Origin of the sequence: Pseudoalteromonas luteoviolacea (genome assembly GCF_000814765.1) — a bacterium.
In the GTDB taxonomy this organism is placed as follows: Bacteria; Pseudomonadota; Gammaproteobacteria; order Enterobacterales; family Alteromonadaceae; genus Pseudoalteromonas; species Pseudoalteromonas luteoviolacea_H.
Window position 1 is genome coordinate 50,868 of record NZ_JWIC01000006.1, and the last position, 24,847, is coordinate 75,714.

General features: G+C 38.8%; 22 protein-coding genes. 17 read left to right on the forward strand and 5 right to left on the reverse strand.

All coding sequences use genetic code 11. The annotated features are described in order from the left end of the window. Positions 1–470: 470 nt before the first annotated feature. The 3 genes from JF50_RS11705 to JF50_RS11715 all read left to right on the forward strand — a co-directional run bounded on the left by JF50_RS11705 (position 471) and on the right by JF50_RS11715 (position 3,134). Complete coding sequence (locus JF50_RS11705; RefSeq protein ID WP_039609662.1) at positions 471–884, forward strand: DUF6326 family protein; 414 nt, start codon at positions 471–473, stop codon at positions 882–884. 150 nt (positions 885–1,034) lie between these two features. Further along, positions 1,035–1,724: a DUF4386 domain-containing protein gene (locus JF50_RS11710; protein ID WP_039609663.1), complete on the forward strand. Its 690-nt coding sequence runs from the start codon at positions 1,035–1,037 to the stop codon at positions 1,722–1,724. Between the two features lie 435 nt (positions 1,725–2,159). Further along, positions 2,160–3,134 (forward strand): PD40 domain-containing protein, encoded by a 975-nt coding sequence (locus tag JF50_RS11715; protein ID WP_039609664.1) that lies wholly within the window; start codon positions 2,160–2,162, stop codon positions 3,132–3,134. 373 nt (positions 3,135–3,507) lie between these two features. On the opposite strand, the gene JF50_RS11720 is transcribed toward JF50_RS11715, so the two are convergent. Both JF50_RS11720 and JF50_RS11725 read right to left on the reverse strand, forming a co-directional pair. Then, positions 3,508–4,977, reverse strand: coding sequence for an FAD-dependent oxidoreductase (locus JF50_RS11720; RefSeq protein ID WP_039609665.1), 1,470 nt, complete (start codon positions 4,975–4,977; stop codon positions 3,508–3,510). 54 nt (positions 4,978–5,031) lie between these two features. After that, positions 5,032–5,730 carry a phosphoglycolate phosphatase gene (locus JF50_RS11725; RefSeq protein ID WP_039609666.1) on the reverse strand — a complete coding sequence of 233 codons (699 nt, stop codon included), beginning with the start codon at positions 5,728–5,730 and terminating at the stop codon, positions 5,032–5,034. Between the two features lie 472 nt (positions 5,731–6,202). On the opposite strand from JF50_RS11725, the gene JF50_RS11735 reads away from it, so the two are divergent. From JF50_RS11735 to JF50_RS11770, 8 genes are all read left to right on the forward strand, one after another. After that, positions 6,203–7,192, forward strand: coding sequence for a transposase (locus JF50_RS11735; RefSeq protein ID WP_039609668.1), 990 nt, complete (start codon positions 6,203–6,205; stop codon positions 7,190–7,192). 552 nt (positions 7,193–7,744) lie between these two features. After that, positions 7,745–8,089, forward strand: coding sequence for a hypothetical protein (locus JF50_RS11740; protein ID WP_039609669.1), 345 nt, complete (start codon positions 7,745–7,747; stop codon positions 8,087–8,089). Positions 8,090–8,379: 290 nt separating this feature from the next. After that, positions 8,380–8,670 (forward strand): hypothetical protein, encoded by a 291-nt coding sequence (locus JF50_RS11745; protein ID WP_039609670.1) that lies wholly within the window; start codon positions 8,380–8,382, stop codon positions 8,668–8,670. Positions 8,671–8,894: 224 nt separating this feature from the next. Beyond that, a complete protein-coding gene (locus JF50_RS11750; RefSeq protein WP_039609671.1) occupies positions 8,895–9,371 on the forward strand; it encodes a hypothetical protein in 477 nt (158 codons plus the stop codon). A gap of 285 nt (positions 9,372–9,656) precedes the next feature. Further along, positions 9,657–10,184, forward strand: coding sequence for a hypothetical protein (locus tag JF50_RS11755; RefSeq protein WP_152614534.1), 528 nt, complete (start codon positions 9,657–9,659; stop codon positions 10,182–10,184). Positions 10,185–10,310: 126 nt separating this feature from the next. Beyond that, complete coding sequence (locus JF50_RS11760) at positions 10,311–10,730, forward strand: helix-turn-helix domain-containing protein (RefSeq protein WP_039609673.1); 420 nt, start codon at positions 10,311–10,313, stop codon at positions 10,728–10,730. A 71-nt stretch (positions 10,731–10,801) separates the two neighbouring features. Beyond that, entirely contained in the window at positions 10,802–11,209 is a 408-nt protein-coding gene (locus JF50_RS11765; RefSeq protein ID WP_039609674.1) for a VOC family protein, read from the forward strand. A gap of 68 nt (positions 11,210–11,277) precedes the next feature. Next, positions 11,278–11,820, forward strand: a complete 543-nt coding sequence (locus JF50_RS11770; RefSeq protein ID WP_200890407.1) for a DUF6817 domain-containing protein — start codon at positions 11,278–11,280, stop codon at positions 11,818–11,820. A 1,341-nt stretch (positions 11,821–13,161) separates the two neighbouring features. Here the strand turns inward: JF50_RS11770 and JF50_RS11775 are convergent. Both JF50_RS11775 and JF50_RS11780 read right to left on the reverse strand, forming a co-directional pair. Continuing rightward, positions 13,162–14,373 carry a serine hydrolase domain-containing protein gene (locus JF50_RS11775; RefSeq protein WP_039609675.1) on the reverse strand — a complete coding sequence of 404 codons (1,212 nt, stop codon included), beginning with the start codon at positions 14,371–14,373 and terminating at the stop codon, positions 13,162–13,164. An 879-nt stretch (positions 14,374–15,252) separates the two neighbouring features. Continuing rightward, positions 15,253–15,981 (reverse strand): hypothetical protein, encoded by a 729-nt coding sequence (locus JF50_RS11780; RefSeq protein ID WP_039609676.1) that lies wholly within the window; start codon positions 15,979–15,981, stop codon positions 15,253–15,255. A gap of 390 nt (positions 15,982–16,371) precedes the next feature. Between JF50_RS11780 and JF50_RS11785 the strand changes: the two genes are divergently transcribed. The 5 genes from JF50_RS11785 to JF50_RS11810 all read left to right on the forward strand — a co-directional run bounded on the left by JF50_RS11785 (position 16,372) and on the right by JF50_RS11810 (position 21,484). Further along, on the forward strand, positions 16,372–16,848 hold the full coding sequence (locus JF50_RS11785; RefSeq protein WP_039609677.1) for an NUDIX hydrolase: 477 nt from the start codon (positions 16,372–16,374) through the stop codon (positions 16,846–16,848). A gap of 386 nt (positions 16,849–17,234) precedes the next feature. Next, a complete protein-coding gene (locus JF50_RS11790; RefSeq protein ID WP_039609678.1) occupies positions 17,235–17,723 on the forward strand; it encodes a hypothetical protein in 489 nt (162 codons plus the stop codon). A gap of 94 nt (positions 17,724–17,817) precedes the next feature. Continuing rightward, positions 17,818–18,390 (forward strand): NADAR family protein, encoded by a 573-nt coding sequence (locus JF50_RS11795; protein WP_039609679.1) that lies wholly within the window; start codon positions 17,818–17,820, stop codon positions 18,388–18,390. 561 nt (positions 18,391–18,951) lie between these two features. After that, positions 18,952–19,389, forward strand: coding sequence for a hypothetical protein (locus tag JF50_RS11805; RefSeq protein ID WP_039609681.1), 438 nt, complete (start codon positions 18,952–18,954; stop codon positions 19,387–19,389). 82 nt (positions 19,390–19,471) lie between these two features. Then, the gene (locus tag JF50_RS11810) at positions 19,472–21,484 is read left to right on the forward strand and encodes a serine hydrolase domain-containing protein (protein ID WP_052262259.1); all 2,013 of its coding nucleotides are present in this window, start codon (positions 19,472–19,474) and stop codon (positions 21,482–21,484) included. A gap of 135 nt (positions 21,485–21,619) precedes the next feature. On the opposite strand, the gene JF50_RS11815 is transcribed toward JF50_RS11810, so the two are convergent. Further along, on the reverse strand, positions 21,620–23,164 hold the full coding sequence (locus JF50_RS11815) for a serine hydrolase (RefSeq protein WP_052262260.1): 1,545 nt from the start codon (positions 23,162–23,164) through the stop codon (positions 21,620–21,622). Positions 23,165–23,266: 102 nt separating this feature from the next. On the opposite strand from JF50_RS11815, the gene JF50_RS11820 reads away from it, so the two are divergent. Beyond that, positions 23,267–24,829 carry a LytR/AlgR family response regulator transcription factor gene (locus JF50_RS11820; RefSeq protein WP_160290469.1) on the forward strand — a complete coding sequence of 521 codons (1,563 nt, stop codon included), beginning with the start codon at positions 23,267–23,269 and terminating at the stop codon, positions 24,827–24,829. Positions 24,830–24,847 lie beyond the last annotated feature (18 nt).

Consider the following 24,847-nt stretch of genomic DNA (forward strand, 5'->3'; position numbering starts at 1 on the left):
CTGAGTATGTGATCGTTTTATGCTTCCTTTATTTATATATTAAGTCTTTCCGGCTATTTATTTTTTGGTTTTAAAATTAATTTTTTTAAGTTTTTTTTCACATTCTTTTGATTGAAAACCTCTCTCCTTAGATGCATTTATATAATAAAAATGGATATGGAATTGTAACAATCTGTATAGGTGGTTAAGTGGAACAATGTACGCTTGCATAAGGGCTAACACATAGAAAAAACGAGAGTTTCATTGCAAGTTCATTTTGTTTTTTTAAATGTGCAGCCCAAAAAATGGTTAAATTTCATTTTTTATAGAAGGGCCGAGTTAGTTTGATTGTTTCTAATTGTTTCCAAGGTGGTTACAAAGAGTTAGGTTATTGTTATTGTCTTATGTAATCAAGTGCGTATATGAATAGTCGTTATTATGCGGCACGAGATACGCTGTGGTTTTGAAGCAAAATAAGGAGTATTTGAACAATGTCAGAGCTTTCTGAGTATCAGGTCAATATCAAGATTAAGCTATGTGCTCTATGGTCAGCTGTTATGTCACTTTACATTTATTGTGATTATTTCGAGCTTTATACACCGACAAAAATCGAGTCGATGATCAACGGGACTACTATTTTTGGAGCTGGAGATCAAACAGCTTTGCTTGGGTTGTCTTCGATAATGTTGGTCACGAGCTTGATGATCTGCTTATCCGTATTATTACCAGCAAAAATCAATAGGTTATTGAATATAACAGTTGGGTTAATAATGACAGTTATGCTTATGTTCCTTGCTTATGCTGTGGGTTGGTATTTTTATAAAATGTATGCCGTCGTTGAGTCAATTTTGACTATGGTAATTGTTTGGCTTGCTTGGAAGTGGCCAGAAGAATCCAACGTTTAACAAAGCCTCAAAGTAGGGTCCGTATTGGCTTTACTCGGATCCATTTCGCTCAATGATGTTGAAATCAATTACTTATTGCCTTAATTGGCATTGTAAGCCGTTAGTTTTGAGTATTTATGCTCAACAAGTTTAGTTTATTAAGGAAGAGTCGTGTCTAAAAAAAGTATCGCAAGACTCGCTGGGTTATTTTATCTGGCAGTCGTTTTAACAGGGATATTTAACCTTATTTATGTACCATCTCAGCTTATAGTATGGGGAGATGCGGCAGTAACGGTTAATAACATTCTTAATTCTGAGTTCTTATTCAGATTAGGTATTGTGAGTGGGGTACTCTGCTATATAAGTTTTTTTGTACTGCCGTTTATTTTGTACAAACTATTTAAGTCAGTTGATAAAAACTACGCTTTTCTCATGATTGCACTCGCTGTTGTCAGCGTTCCTATTTCTCTTTTCAATATGATCAATAAAGTTGACGTGCTAACACTTCTTAGTGGAGCTGAATATTTAAAAGCAGTCGATACCGAGCAAATACATACACAAGTGATGCTATTGCTCAGGTCTTACAATAATGGGATTTCAGTAGTTCAGATATTTTGGGGTCTTTGGCTGTTTCCTTTTGGTTACCTTGTTTATAAGTCGGGGTTTCTTCCTAAGATATTCGGAATTTTGTTGATGATAGGCTGTTTTGGATATTTGATAAAATTCTTTGGGTACCTTCTTTTTCCAAGTGTCGCTATTCCTCTGTTTGTCGAATTGCCAGCTTCATTGGGGGAAATAGGAATTTGTTTGTGGCTTTTGATCATGGGGGTTAAAGATAAACCTGCGCAAGGAGTAAGCTAATCCATGCTTGATGAGAGCAGCGTTCCATCAGGAAGAGTTGTCGACATAGAAGCTTGTGAGTGATGAAGGCTTGGTTTTTGCTCATATTTGGATTCAGTATAAGGCAAACAGATTTCGCATAGTTTAAAACCTGCAATGACCTTTAGGTGGGAGCATGTCGGCTTACTCAGAGCGTGTTATCAGCTATGCAGAACAGATCCCAAAAATTGAAGCCGATTGCTTTTGAGAAAAATAATATTTCAGGACAGGCACATAGTTACTTTCTAAAAAGCCCCTGCATACTCATTAGTCTTGTGGTTAGTCGTTTTTAAGTTTTAGTAAAAATGATTGGTAAAAATTTTTTAAGGACAGAGTTGTTTTCTAGTAGCTCGATTCAACACACATTTAATTATTAAAAAGAACATAAAATGTGTTAAAGCAAGAAAGGATATTTATATGATAAAGAATATAAAAGTAGTCAAAGTAGCGTTATTGATGTCAGCGTTTTCTGCTCAATGGTCTGTACACGCTGATGATAAGTTAGCAACAATTTTAAACAACCTAGAACCGAGTTTATTCGCACCAAATACAGTATCGACGAGTCAATTTGAGTATGGTGCTAGCTTATCTCCCGATGGCAAAAAATTTGCGTTTGTTAGGGCATTGGCCCGGTTTTCACACAGCGCGCTCGTCATGACTCATAAAAAAGAAGGGGTTTGGCAGACCCCAACATTACTGCCGTTTAGTGGCGAGTTTCATGACACTAATCCGTATTTTTCAAAAGACAGTAACACATTTTATTTTACCTCCAGAAGGCCCGTAGAAGGTGCGAAAAAAGATATCTTTAAAATGTGGCAAGTAAGCTTTGATGGCGATAAATTTGGCCAGCCTGAGTTGGTACCTGGTAAAATTAACGGAGATCATAATGTGATCTACCCGACTGTGCATATTAATAAAGATATTTACTTCTCATCTATGATCAAAGGGTCTACGGGCAATGTCGATCTCTTTATTTCTAAGTATCATCCTGATGGATATCAAGCGCCGATTGAGATCACAGAGCTTAATTCTACGGTCAGTGACGCAGATCCTGAAGTTTCTACTGACGGAAAGTTGTTGTTTTTCACGTCAATGAGGCCGGGTGGTTTAGGACACTATGATTTATATGTATCGGTTAAACAAAAGGACGGTAAGTGGGGGCAGCCGATAAACTTAGGCAATAAAATAAACTCGCGCAGGATGGACTCAGATCCCATTCTATCAGCGGACGGTAATACCTTATTTTTCTCAAGTGATAACAACCCTGAAGTGAAAGCTGTAAAGAATTACAATGAATTGCTCAAGCGACAGGACAGTGTACACAATGGTCTAATGAATATTTATAGTGTTGATATTACCGAGCTAAATAACTACTTGCGCCAAAATATCTAAGCTGTCAGCCACAATACCGATTGCAATAGCAGGAAAAAATGTTGATTTATCTACATGTTTTCCTGCCTCTTATTCTATGACTAGTACTTCTAAGGGACACACCGTTTTCAAAGGTATTTTATCGTGCCTCATAACCTCAAGCATGCCTGCTTTCTGTGGCTTTGCTCTTGTTGAATACGGTGTATTTAGCTCGTTATGGAGGAAGTATTATGAGGCCGGCAAAAGTATTGTTGAAGTACTGTGGGACAGGCAATGTTTATCCATCTAACCAAGCAACTTCTATTTACCGCAGGATAGGGCGATGAGGCATCTGACACTTCACAGAGGAGTAACGGCTAAAGGTTTTCGTATTACCTAGAGCCGTTTATATTATTTACCCAACAGCAGGCATTGTTCGCCCTGCTAGATCAGCAGGAAAGCCACGTTCCTGTGCAAGGTATTCTGCTCGCTGCGCAATTTGTTGCTCAGTTATGTCACTTGTCATAGATGTATCAACGAAAGCACTTTGACAGTGGGCTGAGTACCTATTGGATAACAAACCGAGCTCAAATAGCTTGTCAATAATGGTGTTTGCAGCTGGCAGGGCTGATGAGGCCTTGACGATTTCACATCGAGCATAGCTATTCGATTGAAAAGCGACATCGGCAACCCTTAACGTTGCATCATCTCCTGGTATTTGCTGTGCGCCATACATCGGGCGACCGCCAACATCTGCACTATCAAAGGCAGGGATAAAGCCTGCAACTTTTTTAATGGCCTTGGTGGTTCTTTCGTGAATGACTTGTTCGTCCCATTGATGATTCACTTTATTGATAAATCTGTTCGGAAGTTCAGGTTGGGCACTTCCTTGCTTTGACGAGACTAAACCCTCATCAAAAAGGGTTATGTCAGGTGTCATGGCATGTATTTGGAAATAACCATTAGGGTAAGGGGTTAATTGAGTCATACCATTTTTCGTGCCTCGAGTACCATGAAAAATGATTTCGGGCCAATTATACCGTTGGTCTTCCCAGCGGCTTATGTAAGCCGCTTTAAATTCAACCATACGTTTTGGTTTAAGTCCTACCATGTCATCGATAGTGCCAGTTCTAAACCCGCATGCATTAATTAAGTAATCAACTTCAAAGGTCTCAGCTGCGCCTGAACGTTTAGTCTCTACGACCCATTTTTCAGCACTGTTCTGTGCCACTGAAGTAACTTGCGTGTTTGTTAATAGTTCACAATTTGGGCTATTTTCTAGTGCCAGACTGGTCAACGCCGCTAGCCTAAAAACACTAATGCCATATTCTTGTACTAGAAAAACGGGAAACTTAAGTTGGGTTAAATCGGTTTGTTTGGCAAAAGCGACCATCCATTCATCAGGCGTTTTTGGCTGACTTGGTACGGGCAATTGCGAGAGTCGTTCAATATCTGACCGTTGGTACAATCTAAAGTACTCAGATGCGGGACCTAACATTTCATTTGTTGGGTCTGCGTCGATGAGTCTCTGATATTCCTGCTGAAGCACCGTGAGCCTTGATATAACGTCATTTGGCTCTCCGTTATCATGAGAGGGCACCGCGACGATTGTTGGCCTGTAATCAATGGCCTCTTGATATAATTTTGCTGTGTTGATCGATTGTTTTAAAAGATCAATACATTGTTGGTCTGATATTTCTCTATATAAATTACCGCCTGCGTGCAGGTGACACATTGGCGGACCATTGACTAAGCTACTTTCTTTTTCGAAAAGAAATACATCAGCGCCTTGTTGGCTTAATTTCAATGCGATAGTCGCACCGCCAATACCACCGCCTATGATTCCTACGCGGGTATTGGCATATTTTGAGAGTGTATTTGGCATGTTTTAGACAATAAATAAATGATAAAATGTTAAACCTTCACAAGGTTCATATTCTTACTCTGCTGGTGCCGTTAAAGAGGCTAAGGTTTCAATGATGTTTGCAAAATCATCTAATACCAAAGTCGCGCCATGGCTATTAATGTCTTCACCATGATTATACCCATAGGTTAGACCGATACTTTGCATACCTGCTGCTGTGGCTGCAAAGATATCGTTTTTCGAGTCACCTATCATTAAACACGACGAAGGCGTAACACCAAGCTTGTCGCAAACATAAGTTAGTTGCATTGGATCGGGTTTGCGTTTTGGTAGGCTGTCGCCTCCAACAACCATTTCGAAAAAGTCGTTTAGGCCTAAATGTTTTAAGATAGGGCGAACAAACTGTTCGGGCTTATTGGTTACAATTACTAGCCGATAGCCGTGGTTATGCAGACTTTTCAATGTGCTTTTGACGTTAGGATATAACGTGGTCTCAACGCAAACATTTTGCTCATAATAAGTTAGAAATATTGAAAGTGCTTCCTCGACGAAGGTGGCATCTAGATCAGGATTGATATCGATACTACCTGATAATGCTCTCTGTGTAAGCACCGCCGCACCGTTACCTACCCAGCTTCGAATAGTGTCAGTTGGATAGGGGGTCATGCCTAATGCGTCTAGCATTTGATTAATACTAAGTGCCAAATCAGGCACACTGTCGATCAATGTTCCATCTAAATCGAATAGCAATACGTCTTTGTTAGTGAATTTCAATGTATATTCCTACTTTGTACCCTTATCTAAACTCGCGCTAGTGTATCTTTTAAAGGGTTCGCTTTCTACGGTCAACCTAGCTAAATTTGTGTTCAGTGTATGTCTTCTGAGATTTATTTTGATATTGGTTAGGTAATTGTGAATGCCATCCTTTGTTGTTAGTTCATCATAATACGGTCTTTTTGCTGTTTAGGTTTACACGCAGCAGGAATAATTTAAAAATTACTGAAAACGGCTCGTTATTTGCTTTTGAAAGGCGCTCAAATATTGTTGAGATTAAGGGGGGGGTGAATAAATAGCTTATGGTTTTGCGAACTCTGCTGAGTTGAGAGCTCGTTATTTCAGGGTCTAGTTTATCTAAATCAAAGAGGCGTGGTACGCCATCGAAACTTGAGACAGGCACAAATTTCTTGCCAAAAGAAATCGAACGGACTACTGTTTAAATATCCAGTTAAAGTTAAAGTGAACAGGAATGACAAGAGCAAGGAAAGCACTGATCGATTTGTCGTCGACATCCTACTATCATTTAGTCGCACGGTGTGTTCGCCGAGCTTTTTTATGTGGAGAGGATAAGTACACAGGTAAAAACTTTAACCATAGGCGCATATGGTTAGTGGAGCGTCTTAAGTTGCTAAGCAGTGTATTTGCTATTGAAATAGCGGCGTATGCCATTATGAGTAATCACTATCATTTGGTTGTAAAAGTAAATAGACAGCAAGCGCTCAATTGGCCAGATAACCAAGTAATATCGAGGTGGTACAAGCTGTGTAGAGGAAGTCCAATTATAGATAGATACCTCCATGGCGACACGCTTAGTGAGGCAGAACAGCTACAAGTATCTGAGTTGATTGAAAAATGGCGAACTAGGCTGTATGACATTAGTTGGTATATGAAAAATCTCAATGAATACATTGCAAAGACTGCAAACAAAGAAGACAGCTGCACTGGTAAATATTGGGAAGGGCGATATAAATCACAAGCCTTGCTAGATGAGACGTCATTGTTAAGCTGCATGGCTTATGTAGACTTAAACCCCATTCGATCGGGTGTGGCAAATACATTAGAAGATAGCGACTTTACATCTATTCAAGAACGTATTAACCATTTTCAAAACAAAGCGAACGTCAAAAAATCAAATCAATATGAATTCAAGTGTCAAGCCAATCAACCAAGATCACTTAAACCGTTTGGTGAAAGAGTGCATGAACACACATTACCTTTCTCGTTTTTGGACTACCTTGAACTACTCGATTGGGCTGGTCGGCACGTTCATCAAAAAAAGGCAGGGTACATATCAACGAACACACCCAGTATATTTGAGTCATTGAAAATTGAAGTAGTAACTTGGCTGGATAGGGTACAAAACTTTGGTACTCATTTTGGTAACTTCGCAGGCTCTCAAACCATATTAAGAGCACATGCCGCTAAAAATGATGTGAATTGGTACAAGGGTGTTGGCTAATAAATGCTAATTTAATCACATTTTCTTATTATAAGTCCTGCTTTTTATTTATATTAATATATTCCTAATTTCACCCTGCTAAAACTGTAAGGTAAGGTTTGGTATTGTTTTCTGGTGATTAAGTCTTATCTTTCAAGTTAATGAATTTGATTCGATTGGGATTCAAGAAGTGCCTGTCCTTTTAAATTGCTTTTAAGTTTTCTTTAAATTTTTCCATTTTTAGTTGTTTAAAGTTATCACAGGGGTGACGGCAGTTTGCTTTATCGGTTTTTAATTCTGGTTTGTTTTATTGGTTTTTAATGATAGTTTTTAACTTGGTTTAATTTAGGTTTTCAAATCATTAAATTTGTTTTTTAGTGCTCTCTGTGTGTGGTTTTTCTTTTGAAAGTTTTTTATATTTGTGGGTTGTTTTTGCTAGTAATGGTTTTTTGTTGATAATAAGTTGTTGCTCTATTAATATGCCAATTGTTGATGATTTTTATTTTTTAAAGTGTGATGATTGTTTTTTTGAAAAGGAAAGTCAAACACCACAAAGTTTTTAAAGGAGTTTTTATGAAATCACTTTTTCTTATTTTTTTATTCGCGTTTTTTTCTAGTCAATCGATAGCAGGAAACATAGATAGTTCAGGAAAATATGTTGGTAAGATAAAAAGTGTCGCTATAGGTCATTGGGGGCATGTAGGTGTGCAGCTAGACAATGGTGTTGTTTGTAACGGTAAAAAAGTTGTACTATTACGCACTGATGATCCATTATTTGATGCTTATTATTCATTGCTATTGACAGCTCAAACGACAAGTCAAAGTGTTGAGATAAACCGCATTACAAGCTCAGATAATCATCACTTGGGTTATTGTACTATTAAGTATATTGCTTTAGGTGATCTTTCTGAGTGGTAGGTTATTAATATATGGCACTTTTTTAATGAAGTTATGAGTGGTGTAATAAAAAGTGCCGTAATTAAGAACTTTTACTAGATAATACAAATAAAATGATAGTCACTAAACCGCCAATAAGTAGCCCGATCATGGTTCCATGGAGAGAATAGAACAATAATCTGTTTTTAGTGCCAAAAAGTGCCTGTCCACTTTTTACTTCATACGATAATGAGCCAAATCACTTGACTTGCATACCTTAGTCTCTTACTTTGCGGTTTTCATTGATACGTATTATGACGAGGGGAATCAATATGAAGGTTCAAATTACAAGTATTTCTGGACATCAGACGAGTAAGGTGTTTGCCATTACGATAGCAGTTTTAATGTTGCCAATGAGTTTTTTGCCACTCTTTTTCTTCTTTTTGGATCCAGGCCTTCAAACTAGTGATGGTGAACAAATTTCTAACTTCCCATTTTTGTTCTTTGCGCTTGCTCCCATATTGTATGGGGTCATGTTTTATTTTATGCAGCGTATATTTTGTTGGGCTTACAATTTAGTTGCTAAAAAAGTAGGTGGTTTTGAATTTGAAACCTCTGAATAAGAGGTTTAATTCAAGTGCCTTCGATTTTAGCCTGTCCCTTTGAGTTGCTTCCTGATAAATATAGATTAATTAACTTTTTTAAATTGGTAAATAATGAGAAGGCGATAGTTTTAATTGCGTGAAAGCACACTCTTCGTTGAAGTTCATCACACTGTGAAAGCTGCAATGTTTAATATTCAAGGATGTCGCTTTAATTATTTTCTTATTACCAATGGAAAGCGCCAATGTTTATACTAAAAAAATTGCTTGAACTATTTAACCCCAACAGAGCAATACCAATCAATTGGAGACCAAAGCAAGTCATCAGTGTTGGAGATATCAGTCAACTAATTATACCTGACTCTCTCCCTTATGGAGGTGCTTTGAAAAAGATTAGAACTGAGTTGGTTAACTCCGGGTTGATGATTGAACTCGATTCTTTTTATACACAGAGCCCCATTAAGCTTCATAACCACTTCAATGAACTTACTTATAATTTTGTTTCAGTCGATGGTAAAAATGCTATTGCTTATGAAATACAATGGAGAAAAGTTGAAGGGTCTACATATTATGAAGTCGATTACGACGGCAACGTCATCTTTCAGTGTAAGACGTTCGGTTGTGATAAATCATCTCCACATTTCGAGGAGTATGTTAGAAACATGCAACGTATTTTCTCTACCATTGGAGAGTATCAGCGTTTTACAGAGCTTGGTAAGTAACAAAGTGAATAAAAAGAACAGATAACAATTATTTTCTTCACTCGCTACACTTCAATCATTTATAACATTTTTTTGTCGTTGTATAAGGGTTTGGGAAGTGAAGATCTAGGTGCAGTTTATTTTTATACTAAGGAGATAAGCTTGTTATAAATCTGTTTTAGATATTTAACCAGAGGCGTAAAGTGTTGAAGATAAGCTTTTATTAGGATAGGCAAATAAGAATTGGTTTTGTGTGTTTCTATACTGCAAAAACACTGTTCTAAGTCGTGTGTTGTGGGTATGAGATTGGGCAATAAAATGAGAGTGTTTGTTTTAGTTTTGGTGTTTTTCTTAAGTCTAGACGTAGGTGCAAATAATACACAACGACTCGTTTTTACTGATTGTTGGTTTTCTGTTGCCTTTAACAAAGACTGGCAAGTCACTTCTAAGCCGGTGAAAAAAAATAAATGTCAATTAGAAGCTAAACATAAAAACAGTAGTGCTAACCTATCTATATCAGTTGGTTACAGCGAGTATTTACAAGTATTAAGCGAGCATGGATTTGATTATTTCAATCAACAGTGGGTGACTGTTGGAAGGCAAGGTGCAATAGAAATCGCTGAGCCAGTGAAATTTAAACATTGGCAAGGTTTAAAAGGGACTGTGGCTGTGGGGTGTCATGACGATGGTGGCTATATAGGTATATGCCCACATGATGTTCTTGTGTTACGTGAATCATCAATGCAAGATGGTAATGTTTTAATAATAAAAAGCTTTTCTGAAACTGAGATGGATTTTTCAGATATCTATAATACATTAGAAGCTGCGTATTAATAGACTGGTAGCAGTGTTATGCGTTGAAAAAACAATCTGGGTAGGTCGGTTTTTACACGTTTTAGTTCACTGTTTATGTAACTTCTGAGCGTGTTATATTGTACGTGGTTTCAAAAAGGATATTGTATGACGGCACATGATAAAATTAAACGTCTAAGCATGAGCAGGGAGTTTATTGCCGAAAACTACCAAACTTCTTTGTGTTTGACTGATATAGCTAAGCAGTCTTACATGTCTCCATATCATTTTTTGCGCGCCTTTAAAGAGGCTTATGGAGAAACCCCCAATGAACTGCTGATTAGGCTAAGGCTTGAGGAAGCGAAAAAAATGCTTATAACAGAGCATGTTAGTATTTCAGAAGTCTGTGAGAAAGTTGGTTATTCAAGTCTTGGTAGCTTTTCTTCACTATTTACAAAGCAGGTTGGTATTGCGCCGACCTTGTATCGCCGCAAGCTATGGGCCTTATCATCAGAAGCTTATCGGTTTCCGTCTCAGGCTATTCCAGCATGCTATGCCTATCATTTTTTAAAAAAACATGGGAAATGAGCAATATTGGAGAAATATCCTTTTTATTGTTTGTATAAAATGAGGATAAATTCACAACAGGAAATGTATCAATGATTACATCCATAGCGCACACAACAATTTATGTACTGGATCAGGACGACGCGCTTGATTTTTACAAAAACAAACTTGGTTTCGAGGTTGGTGATGATATGAAGGTGGAGGGCGATTTTCGCTGGCTGACTGTACATCCAAAATCTAAACCACAGCATCAACTGGTATTAGCTGAGCCAAAAGAAGGGCCGATGTTCAGCAAAGACGCTGCTGAAAAAATACGAGCTTTAATCCAAGAAGGGGCTTTTGGAGCAGGTGTTTTTGAAACTGAAAACTGCCAAAAAACGTATGATGATCTTGTGGCTAAAGGTGTAGAGTTTATCCAGCCTCCAACAGAACAGTTGTATGGTGTTGAAGCCATGGCACTAGACAATTCAGGTAATTGGTTCAGCTTAGTTCAAAGATAAAACATGATAAATTGAGTTAATATGACGTCGAATGCGGCGTCTCGTATTTTTAGATGTGGAAAACTGTAATGAATATGGACACGCGCTTCAAAGTTCTGGAGTCTCTGAATGCTGGTGATTTTCAACATTTAAATGGAGATCTGGAGCGCCATCTCAAAGGTACTGCTTCAATACTTGAAAGCTGGGGCGCTTCTGAGGTGTTGCAAACCGCGGGGTTGTTTCATGCTGCGTATGGCACAGCTGGATTTGATATGAATATGGTGTCACTTGAACAGCGAGATTCTATCGCTAAAACCATAGGCAAAGATCAAGAAGCGTTAGTCTATTTATATTGCTCATGTGACAGAGAGTTTGTTTTTCGGCAATTTGGTCATCAAGATAAAATCCAGTTTAAAGACAGGTTTAACGGGCGGTTCTTTCCACTAGATATTCACAGAACCAAGATGTTTTGTGAGCTAACCGTCGCAAATGAACTAGAGCTCGTATATTCAAGCGAAGCATTTAAACAAGAGCACGGGAAGGGCCTATATCACTTGTTTGTTAGAATGGAAGCTTATCTGTCCCATTCTGCTATTCAAGCGTTTAAGGTTGCATTAGATAGTGTGTTTTAATACTTAATATGCTGTGAGTAGATTTTGCGAGTCAACAGCAATCGACCAAGGGAAAAAAGAACCACATTTTAAGGCTTACTGTTGGGTGAAGCCTACAGTTGAACTATTTATAACAGGCGGCTGTTTCTTTAGCAAAGGGGGCAATAAGTCTTTCTTTTCAGCATTGGTTAGTCTGACCTCCGTTCGCTTTCAAATAACTACACTCATTAGTAGAGCAAGTTGTTCGTATTCTTTTGATGTTTCTTTACTTGTGAATGTGAGTTTAAGCCTGTGGCGCATGCAGGTATCTCTAATAAAAGGTGATTTTTATTATTAGGTTAATATATTCAGTATTGGCTTGTATATTTTATACTGCCTCAATCGTATCTGCTGTTTTTTGGGGCTATGTTGCTTGGAATAGTTATCATAAAAGCTGAATAGTAATGTATTAGTAATGCTAAGCATGGCAGTCATGCCACATGTCATTTCCCTGATTGTGGCTAGTTGTTGCTTAAACCGCAGAAGGGAAAAAATTAAAGGCATATTCAGATCTGTATCAAAACCAACGTATGCTTACTCGGGTTACCTACTGATAGTAATTAATCTCGTGTGTTTTTCGGCTGTTGGGCTTTTCGCTCTAGAAGTTGAGAGTAAATACGTCACATTGTCTTTTTTAGTGTTTACATATTTGGGGAGCATTTTTGTCGGGTGGAGTAAACAAGAGACTGTGCATTACTGATATAGCGGCGCTGTTTCTTCATACTGATTAGCCTCGCAGTGGTTATCAGTCGTTAGTTATTTTGATGTCACTGCTTTTGAATATATTGAACTTTAATGGTGGCTTTGCGCTATTGCTAGTTGTGTGAGATTAAGTGTTTATCAGTTGCCCCTCTATTCGTTGTTCGCGTTGCTCGCACCATTGGGGCTCTGTCACCCTATGTACTAACTCTAGTCAAATTACCCACATTGACTTTGTCTAAAGAGAAATGAAGCATAAGTGAGTTTTGCATTTAAGTCTTTTTGGACTGATAAACCCGCAGTGTATTGCCTGCTCAGTAAAAGCTTACGATGAAATGAGCCTGATAGGGTTACTGATCTGTGAAAATAGAATGTTAGACCATAAGCTTGGCAATCATTGTTTGCTCTGATTAGGGTTATGTCGGAAGAGAATAGGTTAAGTTACCAATAAACGATGCTGCATGGGTATTGGGGTTTTGATCAGTGTGAACCAATGCATTTGAGTAAGTTCTGCTCCGGTTCAGCCTATTAACTAGGCCACTTAACCTAAACAATATAGTTTGGGTTAAGCGTACAGTCTCGTTTTTAGTGATAATAACGGAGCGAATTGTGTTTAGTTAAGCTTTAAATAAAGGCTGGCAGAATCTTCTCGGCAATGACTTGTTTGAAAGGAATGTTGTTATCATTCGCAGTGTGGACAATTAGCAGATCGAGCTCTTCAATTATCATGATGATTTGGCCATTACCACCTTGGGCTGAAACACCTAAATAATGCTTATCTCCAACTTTCAAGTCGACTCCCCACCATAGATACCCATAACCTTGATTAGATACATCTTTGCCACCCCAATGCACCTCATCATCGCCAGTCATAATGAGTCTGCTGGTACCATCGGTGATAAATTTCTCGGGAATAAGTTGCTCGCCGTGCCACTTCCCTTTGTTCATAGCAAGCATGCCCCATTTTATCATATCTCTGGACGTCATATTTGTGCGCCACCCAGCTTCGGGCAAGCCAGATGCGCCATTTGTTCTCCACCGATAATTGTTGATCCCTATTTTGTCGAGTACTTCTTTTTTGATAAAGTCTTTAGCAGTTCCGGGGACGACGGCGTCGAGTACATGCATGACCAAAAGCGGACCATAGCCGTATTTGAAGGTTTGAGTCTCTTCAGTGACAGGCTGGCTGTGCTCAAATATCGCTTTAATTTCTCCTTGTCCCATTAATTGATTTGGCAGCTTTTCTATTTTCGCTCTTTGTTCACTATTAGTTCGAATACCGGATGTCATGGTTAATGCATGACGTAAGGTCACTTTATCAGCGCCTTGTTTTACCGATTTACTTAAATCTAACTCTGTCAGGAAGCTTGTTAAAGGTTTGTCCAAGTCATCCATAGAAAGATAGCCTAGCTGAATGGCACGACCAAGAGCTAAGCCGGTGTAGGTTTTTGTTACTGATGCTTGGTAATGAGGGAGGTTGACTCGCCCCTTTGCATAATAGGATTCAAAAACGAGCTTCCCATTATGCGCAATTAATAAACTGTCATAATGGCCATGTTTAAAACTACCAAGTTCTTTTGCAAACTGGGTGATCATCTGTTTTTTACCCCCATAGAGGTCTAACTTACCTACCGGGATCCCATCCTTTCTGTTTTTTGGGGAAGTATCTACGAAGGCAGTATCCAGATATGGGACTTCGGTATAGGTGATATGAGCATCCGCTTTTGACACTTCTGGGGCGTGATGCTCTTTGGTGTTTGCCATAGCCGTTGTCATGTTATTGCTTAAGAGTACTGCAATCGCGAGTAAGCTTTTTATGGTGTATTTGAGAGTCATAGCTGCTCCTTTTATTTGTTTATAAACATTACATAAATTGGAAAAAGTAATTGTATTCTGCTTTGCAAAACTCCAATTTAGCGGTTACCTACTACAGTAAACAGAAAAAAATATGGTGCTTGAGCTTCTTATGATTTTTTGGTTACACCTTTATGATTTAATAATATATTCAATACTATCAAGTTCTTGTATGAGGCTATTGAGGAGCGAAGATATAATCTCTGACTTAGTTTCAGATTGATATTGAGCACAGTCATGTAGACACAGGCTCTAAATATAGAAAGGGAATATGGATGAGGTGTGCAAAGTTTGTTGGAAGGGATTACCCGTAACTCGTCAGAGCGCGTTTTGAATCATTACGAGACTTAATATTTGAGGTGGCGAGTGAGCTTGATTTGGGCGCTGTTGAAGAGTCTATCAAGTGGTGAAAACCAAGTTATCAAGTAAAACAAGGCAGTCCTATTAGGAACGATTGGAAACTGGCTACACTTAAAAACTATTGGTTGTTCTTTTATCGCCAAACAAAGTGATTTGACACTTATAAAGTGCTTTATGATGAAGTTTTGGCGTTTCAGGGGAGATAGGGCTATTGTTTTGCCTTTATCGGAACCTGTACTAAAAGTTATTATAAAATGTTGTTTAGCGTTAGCGCTCACTTATCAGCAAATAAAGCACTTGCCACTTTTGGACGCCTAAATGTATTTTACCTTTCTCTGTGATACTGTGTTTATGTGACAAGCTGTTGAATTACTCATCCAAAGAGTGAGCAGCTCACACCTGTTAATAACGTGTTACCTGTAGTGTGTAAGCACATTTACTTATTACGCATATCCTAACGGGGTGGCTTGATTTTAATATGATGACGAGTAGGTTTTTCATCTATTCTGTTGATGTGTTAATTGAAGTATTTAAATGAGTTAAAGTCGAACTTTGGACTTCGAATGCATAAAATTTTGGTGACTTACCTTTTTGAGAGATTAACACTTTATTATCGCTGATTAAATTAAAGGCGCCGATATCCTGCAATACGAGACTTAAGTCTTTGCCATCAAAAGTTGATGTAAATAGCTTGGCTGAATCATCTGAGTCCAAATAGCCGTTTTGATTGGTATCTTCATTGATAATCAGATAAAGATTCTTATCAAGTAAATAGCCAGCCTCGTTTGTTGCGAACTTTGCTTTTGAGATTTCTAGTATCAACCCATCTTTTTTCAATAACATGTGGCGTTCGCCATTTTCTCTCACAAACATCAAGTTGACGGCGTTTTTGGATAAGTATGGCACGGTATACAAGTCGAGCGACACTTTTGGTTTGGCGAACATTTCAACGATTTCGCCATCGTGGGTTTGATTAATATCAATCTCTTTTGAACTTAGCTCAAAAATGTATACGTCTTTTAATTTAGCGAAATACTCTATGGTGTACTGTGTTTTTTTGATTTGAGTGTGTTCGTCTTTGTTATCGACAAGTGCAATTTTGGGGGGCTCATATTTGTTGTCGAGCAAATCAGTTATAAAGTCGATAGATACTACGATGATAAATAGTGTAACCGCGACAAAGAACAATACTTGGTTAGATTTTTTTATAAAGCTTAGCATTTTACTCATATTGGTTCTCAAAAGTGGTGGACATATTGGGTTTTACTGGCTCATTGTTTTTCAATGTCCGAAAAATAGTTTAGGCACTTTATCAGTTTATAAATTAACTGTAAGTATATTTAAAAAGTGGCTTTCCTTTACTTTATCTTCTCGATGGCATAAGCCTAAATTTTGACGTTATACAATGGAAAATATGAGGCTAAAGCCAAATATAACGTTATTCGTTGCAGCTAAGTCATGTTTTTAGTCACAACTTCAGTATTAGTTTTTTATTTTTGTATATTTCAGTAAAATTATCAAAAAAGTGTAACAGTGAGGCATTCACAGCTTTTGTCTTTGTGAGCTTAGAACTAACTCATTAATTTACTTAACATAACAGAGAGCGAATGGGAGGAAAAGGTGCTGAAATTTGATAGTGAAGATTCATGTTTTAATTGTCGCAGTGTCGCTGTCATTATTCATAATGGTCATATATTACTTCATCGAAATATTGATGATCCCTTTTGGGCTTTGCCGGGCGGTAGAGTCGAGTTTTTCGAAAATTCAGATTCGACAATAAGTCGAGAGCTGCTCGAAGAGTTAGATGTCGTTACGGTGGTAAAACGTCATATCTGGTACGTTGAAAACTTCTTTATATACGCAGGGAAAAAGTATCATGAGATCTCAAATTATTTCCTAACAGAATTAGCGGCACCAGAGAGGTTGCCTATCGGTAATACGTTTCGGGGGATTGAATCTGATATAGAGCTTGAATTTAAATGGTATCCAATAGGCAACTTGTCTAATTTAAATTTGAAACCCGCGTTTTTGAAGAGAGAGTTGCAAGCTATACCAGAAGAAACTAAGTATATAAAAGTAAACGATATCTCTAGCTAAAAGGTATATTTTTACTCTCGATTGTGGGTCGCAAACATTGGCAAAGCAGCCAGTATCATTACCGAAATGTATGGCTAAATTGCAGTTACGGATAAAGCATAGCGTGAGTTAATGACCATAGTCAGACGTACTGAGTGACTTACTCTAGGCTAATATCTAGCGGGCATTACAGGGTAAATGTGCTCTATATGTTTTGTTTGTAAAAACAGAATAGAGTGTATTTTAAATAGTCCCGATTGACAGTAAAATGTACGTTGCGCTGGCTGTCGTTGATTTTTGCCATCGGCATTACAATTAGACGTTTATGATATATGAGCTTCAATTAAATTCAGTGCCTATTCAATACTAAGTCATTCGAATCTTATAAAGCTATTTGGGAAATTTTAGTGAACAATTTTTTTATTTGTTTGGTTTTTCTTGTTTTCAGTATGTCGGTGTTTGCTGAGTGCCCAACCACCTCAACTCGACATGTAAAAGGGGATGAGCCGTTGGCTTCAGTATTATATGAAGCTGCAAAAAAAGCTGAAATGGGGTCATGGCAGGATGGTACCTTTAACTGGGAAGTCTTTTCTTATTTAGGGAGTTTGACTGACGAAAAGGGCCGAAAACTGTATGTCACGTACCTTGAAACAATATGGGGCGCTTCATCATGCAGAGGAAGCTATAGGCTTATTTTTTTCAATGAAAAAATGGAGCAAGTTGGTCAATATAGCAGCATCGAAAAACCAAAATTCATAGGGCCCAATAAGCTAGCATTTCCTTATGAAGATGAGCCAATTACAGAGTGGGAGTTTAAGGGTAAACTACCATCATGTTTGGAAGTTGCAGATGATTGCTTTGAACTCAAAAACGGGAAAAGTGCGCTCGGGTATTGAAAAGTAGTCTTATGATGAAAGCGTTAGTAAACGCGCCGATTGAGTTAGCGACATGGGTGTTGATTGGTTTGAGTTACGCGCAAGGCAGTATGGAATGAAAATTAGAACAAGAGAAGAATTAGCCGAGCATTTAAAAGCGGGTAATCAAGTTAAACACCTCTTTTTTTGGGGTCATCAAGAACGAAGTGGGCATGTGACAAAAAGCTGCTTTAGTCAGTGGTACGAAGCAAAGTTCGAAGAAAATGGGGGTTTATTTGCCACAGCTGAGCATTACATGATGTACCACAAAGCAAAACTTTTCGATGATAACGACGCATGCGAAAGGGTACTCGGTGCTAAAACGCCTGGGGCTGCAAAGGCCATAGGTCGTGAAGTACGTGGATTTGAACAGAAAGTATGGGAAAGAAAGCGCTTCGGCATTGTTGTAAATGCTAATTTTGCAAAGTTTTCTCAAAACCCAGCACTTAAAGCATTTTTAATCAATACCAGAGATAGGATACTGGTTGAGGCAAGTCCTGTAGATAAAATATGGGGAGTAGGGTTAGCACAAGATGATCCACGCATTGAAGATGTGTATAGCTGGCAGGGCCTTAATTTACTTGGGTTTGCGTTAATGGAAGTCCGTGAGCAACTGATAAATTGCACCGACGAGGAATTAAGCCCTTAAGGCGCTTTATTCGGTAAAACGCATTACTCCCAGATACAATGATGCGTGGGACTTACATCATACAACTGCCTGTGAGACATTGTGCCATTTAACACAATGCAGATATCAACAAAGTACATGAGGTAATTTTGGACAAAGCGAGCACTTTAAAAGAACCTAAATTTATATATAGCAAAATTATGGCTGTGATGAGTTTGACTCAAATTCTCATATTGGGGGGCTTAGCATCATCCAGTTTTGAGCTTTACCAAATTTTCACGAATTTAAATGTGCAAGATACACCTGAAGAGACAGCCCAAAGGATCAGTCATGCGTTAGTACCGTTAGCGACTTTTATGATTGTATCTTTTCCTGGGTGGCTCTGTGCAATGTGCATTTTAATGTTTACTCAATATCGAAATAGAGACTTTTACTATTTTAGTACTTCTATGTCTATTATGATGACTATTGGATTTCCCATAAGTACGCTATTTGGCATCATATTAGGCTTAGCTCTGTTCTTGAAGCGTAAGCAATTTAAGCATTGCGATTAATTTATCGTTATATTATTTGAGAGTAATTATGAAGATCAAAATAACGGCTTTCTTTTTCTTGCTTTTACAGGTGAGTGTTGCAATGGCAACCGACTACAAAGTTCGGGGAGTCGTTGCCTCTATGACACTACCGCCTAATCACATGTGTACAAAAAAACAGACATTAACTGCCAACGAGTATACAACCAGCCAAGCAACCAGTGATTTCTTAATTATTTCCGGTATTCACGGTAACCATGAGTTCTTTTTAAAAATGGTAGAAGACAGCTTTGAAACGAGTTCATTTAAATATGCAAAAAGTATTGGTGCGAATTTTGTTGTAAGCCAACCTGTGACGATAAAAGCGAATGAGGAGGTGCCGCACGAATACAAGCATTTACTTTTCACATTCGGCAGTAGTGAGAGAATACTGCTTTCGCCTCCCATCTTTTTCGTATGTAATGAAGGTAGTACCAAAAGTCCTTAATGAGTGAGCGCATATTGTTGGTTTACGGTTTTTACCCCCGCTAAATCGACATCTTTTACAATAAGAAAAATAAGGTCGTTTTATGAAAGCAACAACAGAATTTCGGTCTGTTATTCTGGCAGTTCTGTTTGGATTTTTGGTTGCCTGCTTTTTTGTATCTCACAGTATACATGCGAATTTAGCCAGTGAGCGACATGGACAAAAAGTGGTGATAGATGCGTCAATGTCAAAGATTGAATTGACAGGCTTAGAGCAGTATGTTGAGGCATTGATTGAACGGGGGATAGCGCAACATACCATACCCGGAGTGACTGTCTCTATTGTTAAAGACGATAAGATAGTGATGCTCAAAGGATACGGTTTTAGCGATGTCAGTAGTCAAAAAATGGTGAACCCTCATACGACTTTGTTTCGCATTGGCTCAATTACAAAAACAATGACCGCGATTGCGGTTATGCAGTTAGTGGAGCAGGGAAAACTCGCATTAGATGTTGATATAAATGAATACCTCACCGAATTTAAAATCCCTGACACCTTCGAAGACCCTATCACTATTGCCGCTTTATTGAGCCATCGAGCGGGGTTTGAGGAAGCTGATGCTGGCAATTTATTAAGTGGTCATGCCGAAGAGGTGTTGAGTACATCGCAGTATTTGGCGACCTACATGCCGAGTAGAGTTTGGCCCGTAGGTTACAATATGTCTTATTCGAATTATGGGTTTGGTTTATTGGGCTATTTGGTGGAGTTAAAGTCTGGTTTAGATTTAGCCACTTACATGGAGCAACACATTTTTTCTCCGTTAGGTATGCATAACACCACACTGCGAGAGCCGCTGGGATCTGAGGCGACATCTATGCAGCGCGCTTTGCAAGCGCACTTAGCAACAGGCTACTTCAAAGACACAGCGGGACGAAATTTAGCGAAACCTTTTGAGTTTATAGGGCATATCGGCGGTGCGGGCGCTGTGTCAGCCACAGCAGAGAATATGGCATTGTATATGCGCTCGCTGCTGCAAGAACGACGTGGGCTAGTCTCACCGCTTACCGACAGCATAATGAAACAGAGGTTGTATGACGATAGAGTGCTTGCTACAGGGGTTGCACATGGCATGTTCGAAGGTAATATCAGGGGATATAAGTACTACCATCACTCGGGTGCAACGCTGACTTTCTCTGCCAATATGATTGTCTTTCCTGAAATACAGCTCGGTATTTTTATTGCTAGTAATATGGTGGGGGGCGCTGCTCAGTTAGCAGACTTCTTACCTAGGGCTATTCTTAATAAATACTATAAAAGCCTGCCTATACAAATAGACGAATCGCCTCAATTGGGCGCATATAATCAATTTATGACAGCGCCAATTGTGAAGCGTCAATTAGAAGAATATACTGGCTCTTGGTTGAGTACGCGTCGTTCATATACTCAATTAGAAAAAGTGTCGGCTTTAGACAGTTCAGTGATCATTTCCCTTGATGCACAAGGCCAGTTGGTTATGCGCCGCTTGGGAAGTCATACTAAATTTGCGCTTAAACGACTCAAAGAAAACGTATTTCAAGCGCAGTCAGATCAGGGTTCTATATTTTATTTTTATCCTGACAGTTCAGGGGAGATAACGCGTTTTTCAGCAAGTATGTGGTCTGGTGACTATGAGAGAGTAAGCTTGTTCCATAGTCCATTTTTCTTTTATTTTGTCTTGATCCTTGCGTCATTACTGTCTTTGTCCACCCTGTTACTGACGAGTCTTCAAAAGCGTCGAGCTAAAACCCTCCATGTATTTAAAAAAGTGACACGTATCGTTGCCGGATTGTTACTGCTTACTGTGATAGGCTTTATTTTTATGAACTCTGGTCTCGTTTTAGACGAGTATAACTTCCTGATTAATTTCCCGACATTGGAAGTAAAGCTGTTACTTTACTTGGTACTGGTTATTGCGCTTTTGACGTTAGTCAAAGTGGTGGGACTCGCATATATTTGGCGTCATGAAGAGTCTGGGATGTTATATAAGATCCATTATTCGATGTTTACTTTGAGTTGCTTCAGTTTTCTGTATGTATTTTGGGTATGGAATGCGATAGGCTTTAATTATGTCAATTAAAGCCATACTTTGCGCGATATGGGCGCAAGTTGAACGCTGGGCAAATTAATGTGTGTATACCCGCCTACTCAGAGTAATTAACAAAGAGTAAGTGGGTGTTTTCTATATGACTATGACGGCAACAAGGTCACCTTGTTATTCGCTTACCTTTTTTAGGTTTAAGTCATGAAAGTTATAGGAAAAGTCAGTACTACGACTTATCGCTTTCATTTTGAATCCCGAGATATTCCCTTCAAAATCAACGTCAAAGTTAACAAAGGCATCAGCATTAAGTGTTCTGTCAGTCCATTTGGCGGCAAATCGATTGCCTTGCAGGTGAACCAAGGCCCCCCTCAGCGCTTTACCGCGAGAGAATTCAATTAATAACTTTTCGTCAGACACAATGACTTTAACACTACCATACCAGTCATCTTGGTAAGTGCCTGCGTATTGACTCAGCGCTAAAGGCGGCTTAGTTGAACTTAATTCGAGTGGCTTCTCGGCCTTATTTTGTTGTTTTAGGTACTCTTTGTAACGTTTATTACCTTCTATATAAACATCAATGTAATCGGTTGGCTGTTGTTCAATGTAGTGTTCTAATATCGTTGCCGTCAGTCCTTGCGCCGCGCGCGACCACTGATTAGTTAGCGCTATCACGGCGATGTCTTTTTCAGGTAGAAAAGCGATATGAGAAGTCATGCCTTGCACAGCACCGCCATGTGACGCATGTAAATGACCATGGAAGTCTTTTAAGCGCCACCCCAGACCATATGCTTGAAAGTGAGTTTGCGCATATTTTTGGTCAATGTAGGAGACTTTTTGCAATGTAACTGATTTCCACATTTCTTTCTGCTGTTGTTCTGTGATTAATACTTGCCCTTCAGGTAATTTACCTTTGGATAGGAACATTTGCGCCCACTTGGCCATACCTGTTATGTCGCAATTGATGTGTTCATCGTCTTTGAAAAAGGTGGTTTTTAATTGCCCATTGACTGCCATGTGAGGTATGGCACGTTTATCTTTTTGCGTAATTCGTTTGGGGCTGGCTACGCATCCGGTCATTTTTAAAGGTGAAATCAACGCTTTTTCCACGTATTGATCCCAAGGCATTTTAGTGACGACGCGAATCACTTCTTCCGCAACGGTATACATTAAGTTGTTATAGGAATACTCAGATCTAAATGAGCTTGTTGGCTTTAGGTACTTTAATGCGGCAATAATTTCGTCTGGTTGAGCGTGTGCGTCTGGCCATTGCAACAGGTCTCCTGCTCCAAGTGGTAAACCTGAGCGGTGGGTTAATAAGTCCCTAATGGTAAATTCTCGCGTGACCCAAGGGTCATACATTTGAAAGTGAGGGAGGTGGTCAATGACTTTGTCATCCCAGCTGAGTTTACCCTCGTCAACTAATCGCGCAAATGCCGCGGTTAAAAATGATTTAGAAATGGAGGCAACTTGAAATAACGTGTCTGTATCTACAGGTGTATTTGTTTCAATTGATTGAACCCCATGTCCTTTGGCGTACAAGACTTCATTACCGCTCACCACGGCTAAAGCGATACCTGGAATATTGAGTTTACCCATTGCTTTTTCGACCAAGGCATCAATTTGCTTGTGCTCTAGTGTTGAGCCAAAACACGTTGGTGTAAAAAGAAATTGTGACAAGATAATGCCTGTAAAAATTGAGTTTTTGATATAGTTCATTAATATTCGCCCATTGAAGCAATTTAATCATTAGTAAGGACATTAACAATTACTTCTTATCTTTCTAGTACTTATATGCAAGCGGTAGGGTATTTTCTGCAAGTGGCAGTGAGGTATCTTGGGTTCTTCTCAATAAGTACAAAGCAGTGGTGGTTTTCAACCAATACGCTGAAGACTATACTATTTTTTGTATTTGCTTTGCTTTTTATTTCTCATAAAGTCCATGCTGATAACTTTAATAAGTATTTTATTCAAGAGGTTACGGTGTGTTATGACGATGTTGGTGGGCTAACAGCTGCGAATTTTTTTGAGCAAAAGTGTGAGCAAGTATCGTTAGATAAAGTCGAGCCTACCAGCAAACTCATTTGGATAGGTACATCTTTTGACTTGGATTTACCAAAATTGACCGATAAACCATTGGGACTGTTCTTTTCTGCCAAAGCATCTGGGGAGTTTTATTTGAATGGGCAGTTAATTGGTAGTAACGGTACTCCCTCACTCACCAAAGAGGGTGAGATAGAAGGGGTGATGGATACGGTGATATATGTGCCTAAAGAGCTCATTAAAAAACGCCAAAATGAGTGGGTAGTAAAACTCTCTGCACATCATAGTCGTCACACAATGAGTAATTTTATTTCGTTTGCGATTTTTACTCAGTATGAGTCTCCACAAGATATTGTGTTACGAAACTATTTACCATCCTTTGTTCCTTTAGGGGTTTTGTTCATTGGTTTTGTGTTTTCTTGTGCATTGGCTGCGCTTCAATCAAAACGTCAACGTAATGTTTTATTGCCTATTTTTGCGCTACTTGTGGCGCTTCAGTTGTTAGTAGAGGTGTCTAGAGGATTGATATCATATGAATATTCTTTTCAAGACACGAGACTATTGGCTATCTTATTGTTAAGCATCCTAAGTGGACAGTGTCTGTTGCTCTATACAATACGTAGTTTTGTGAGACAGGGTCAATGGATTTGGTTTGCGCTTTCAATGTCATTCACACTGGTCATAGTATATTTTGGAGCGACAATTGAAGACAAGACTGTGCTGGCTTTTCAAATACCTGCTGGAATATGTTTATTAATTACTGGGTACGAATCATATCGTAAGCACGCGCTTGCCATTCAACACGCAACTGCTTTTTTTGTTTTCTCCGTGGCCATAGCTGCGAAGCCAAATGCATTTCTAGACATATATTATTATTATTTTGTGGCTTTTTTACTGGTGTTTTTTTCTATACAACACGCGGTTGCTTACAAAGTGGAGAAATCACAGAAGTTACTTGCGCAAGCGAACGCTCAGCGGCTGCAACATGCATTAGATGAATACAAAGAGCAGCAGCAACCCTCAAAAATTAAATTAAACCTTTCAGGCAAGATTGAGTGGGTATCAAGTGATCTAATATGCTTTGTAAAAGGGGCGCGGGATTATGTGGAAATCACGCTTTCAGATGGGAGGTGCCTTCTTCACAATGAGGGGCTTGCGATAATGGAAGATAAATTACCCGCGACTTTCTTGAGAGTTCATCGCTCATATATTGCCAATAAACACTTTATTCAGTCATTAGAAAAGTTGTCTTCAGGTGGTGGTAACCTCTCATTAACTACTGGTGACAGTTTACCAGTGAGCAGGAGAATTATGCCAAAGGTGAAGGTGCAACTTAATTGATAAATGTAACCAGTATTC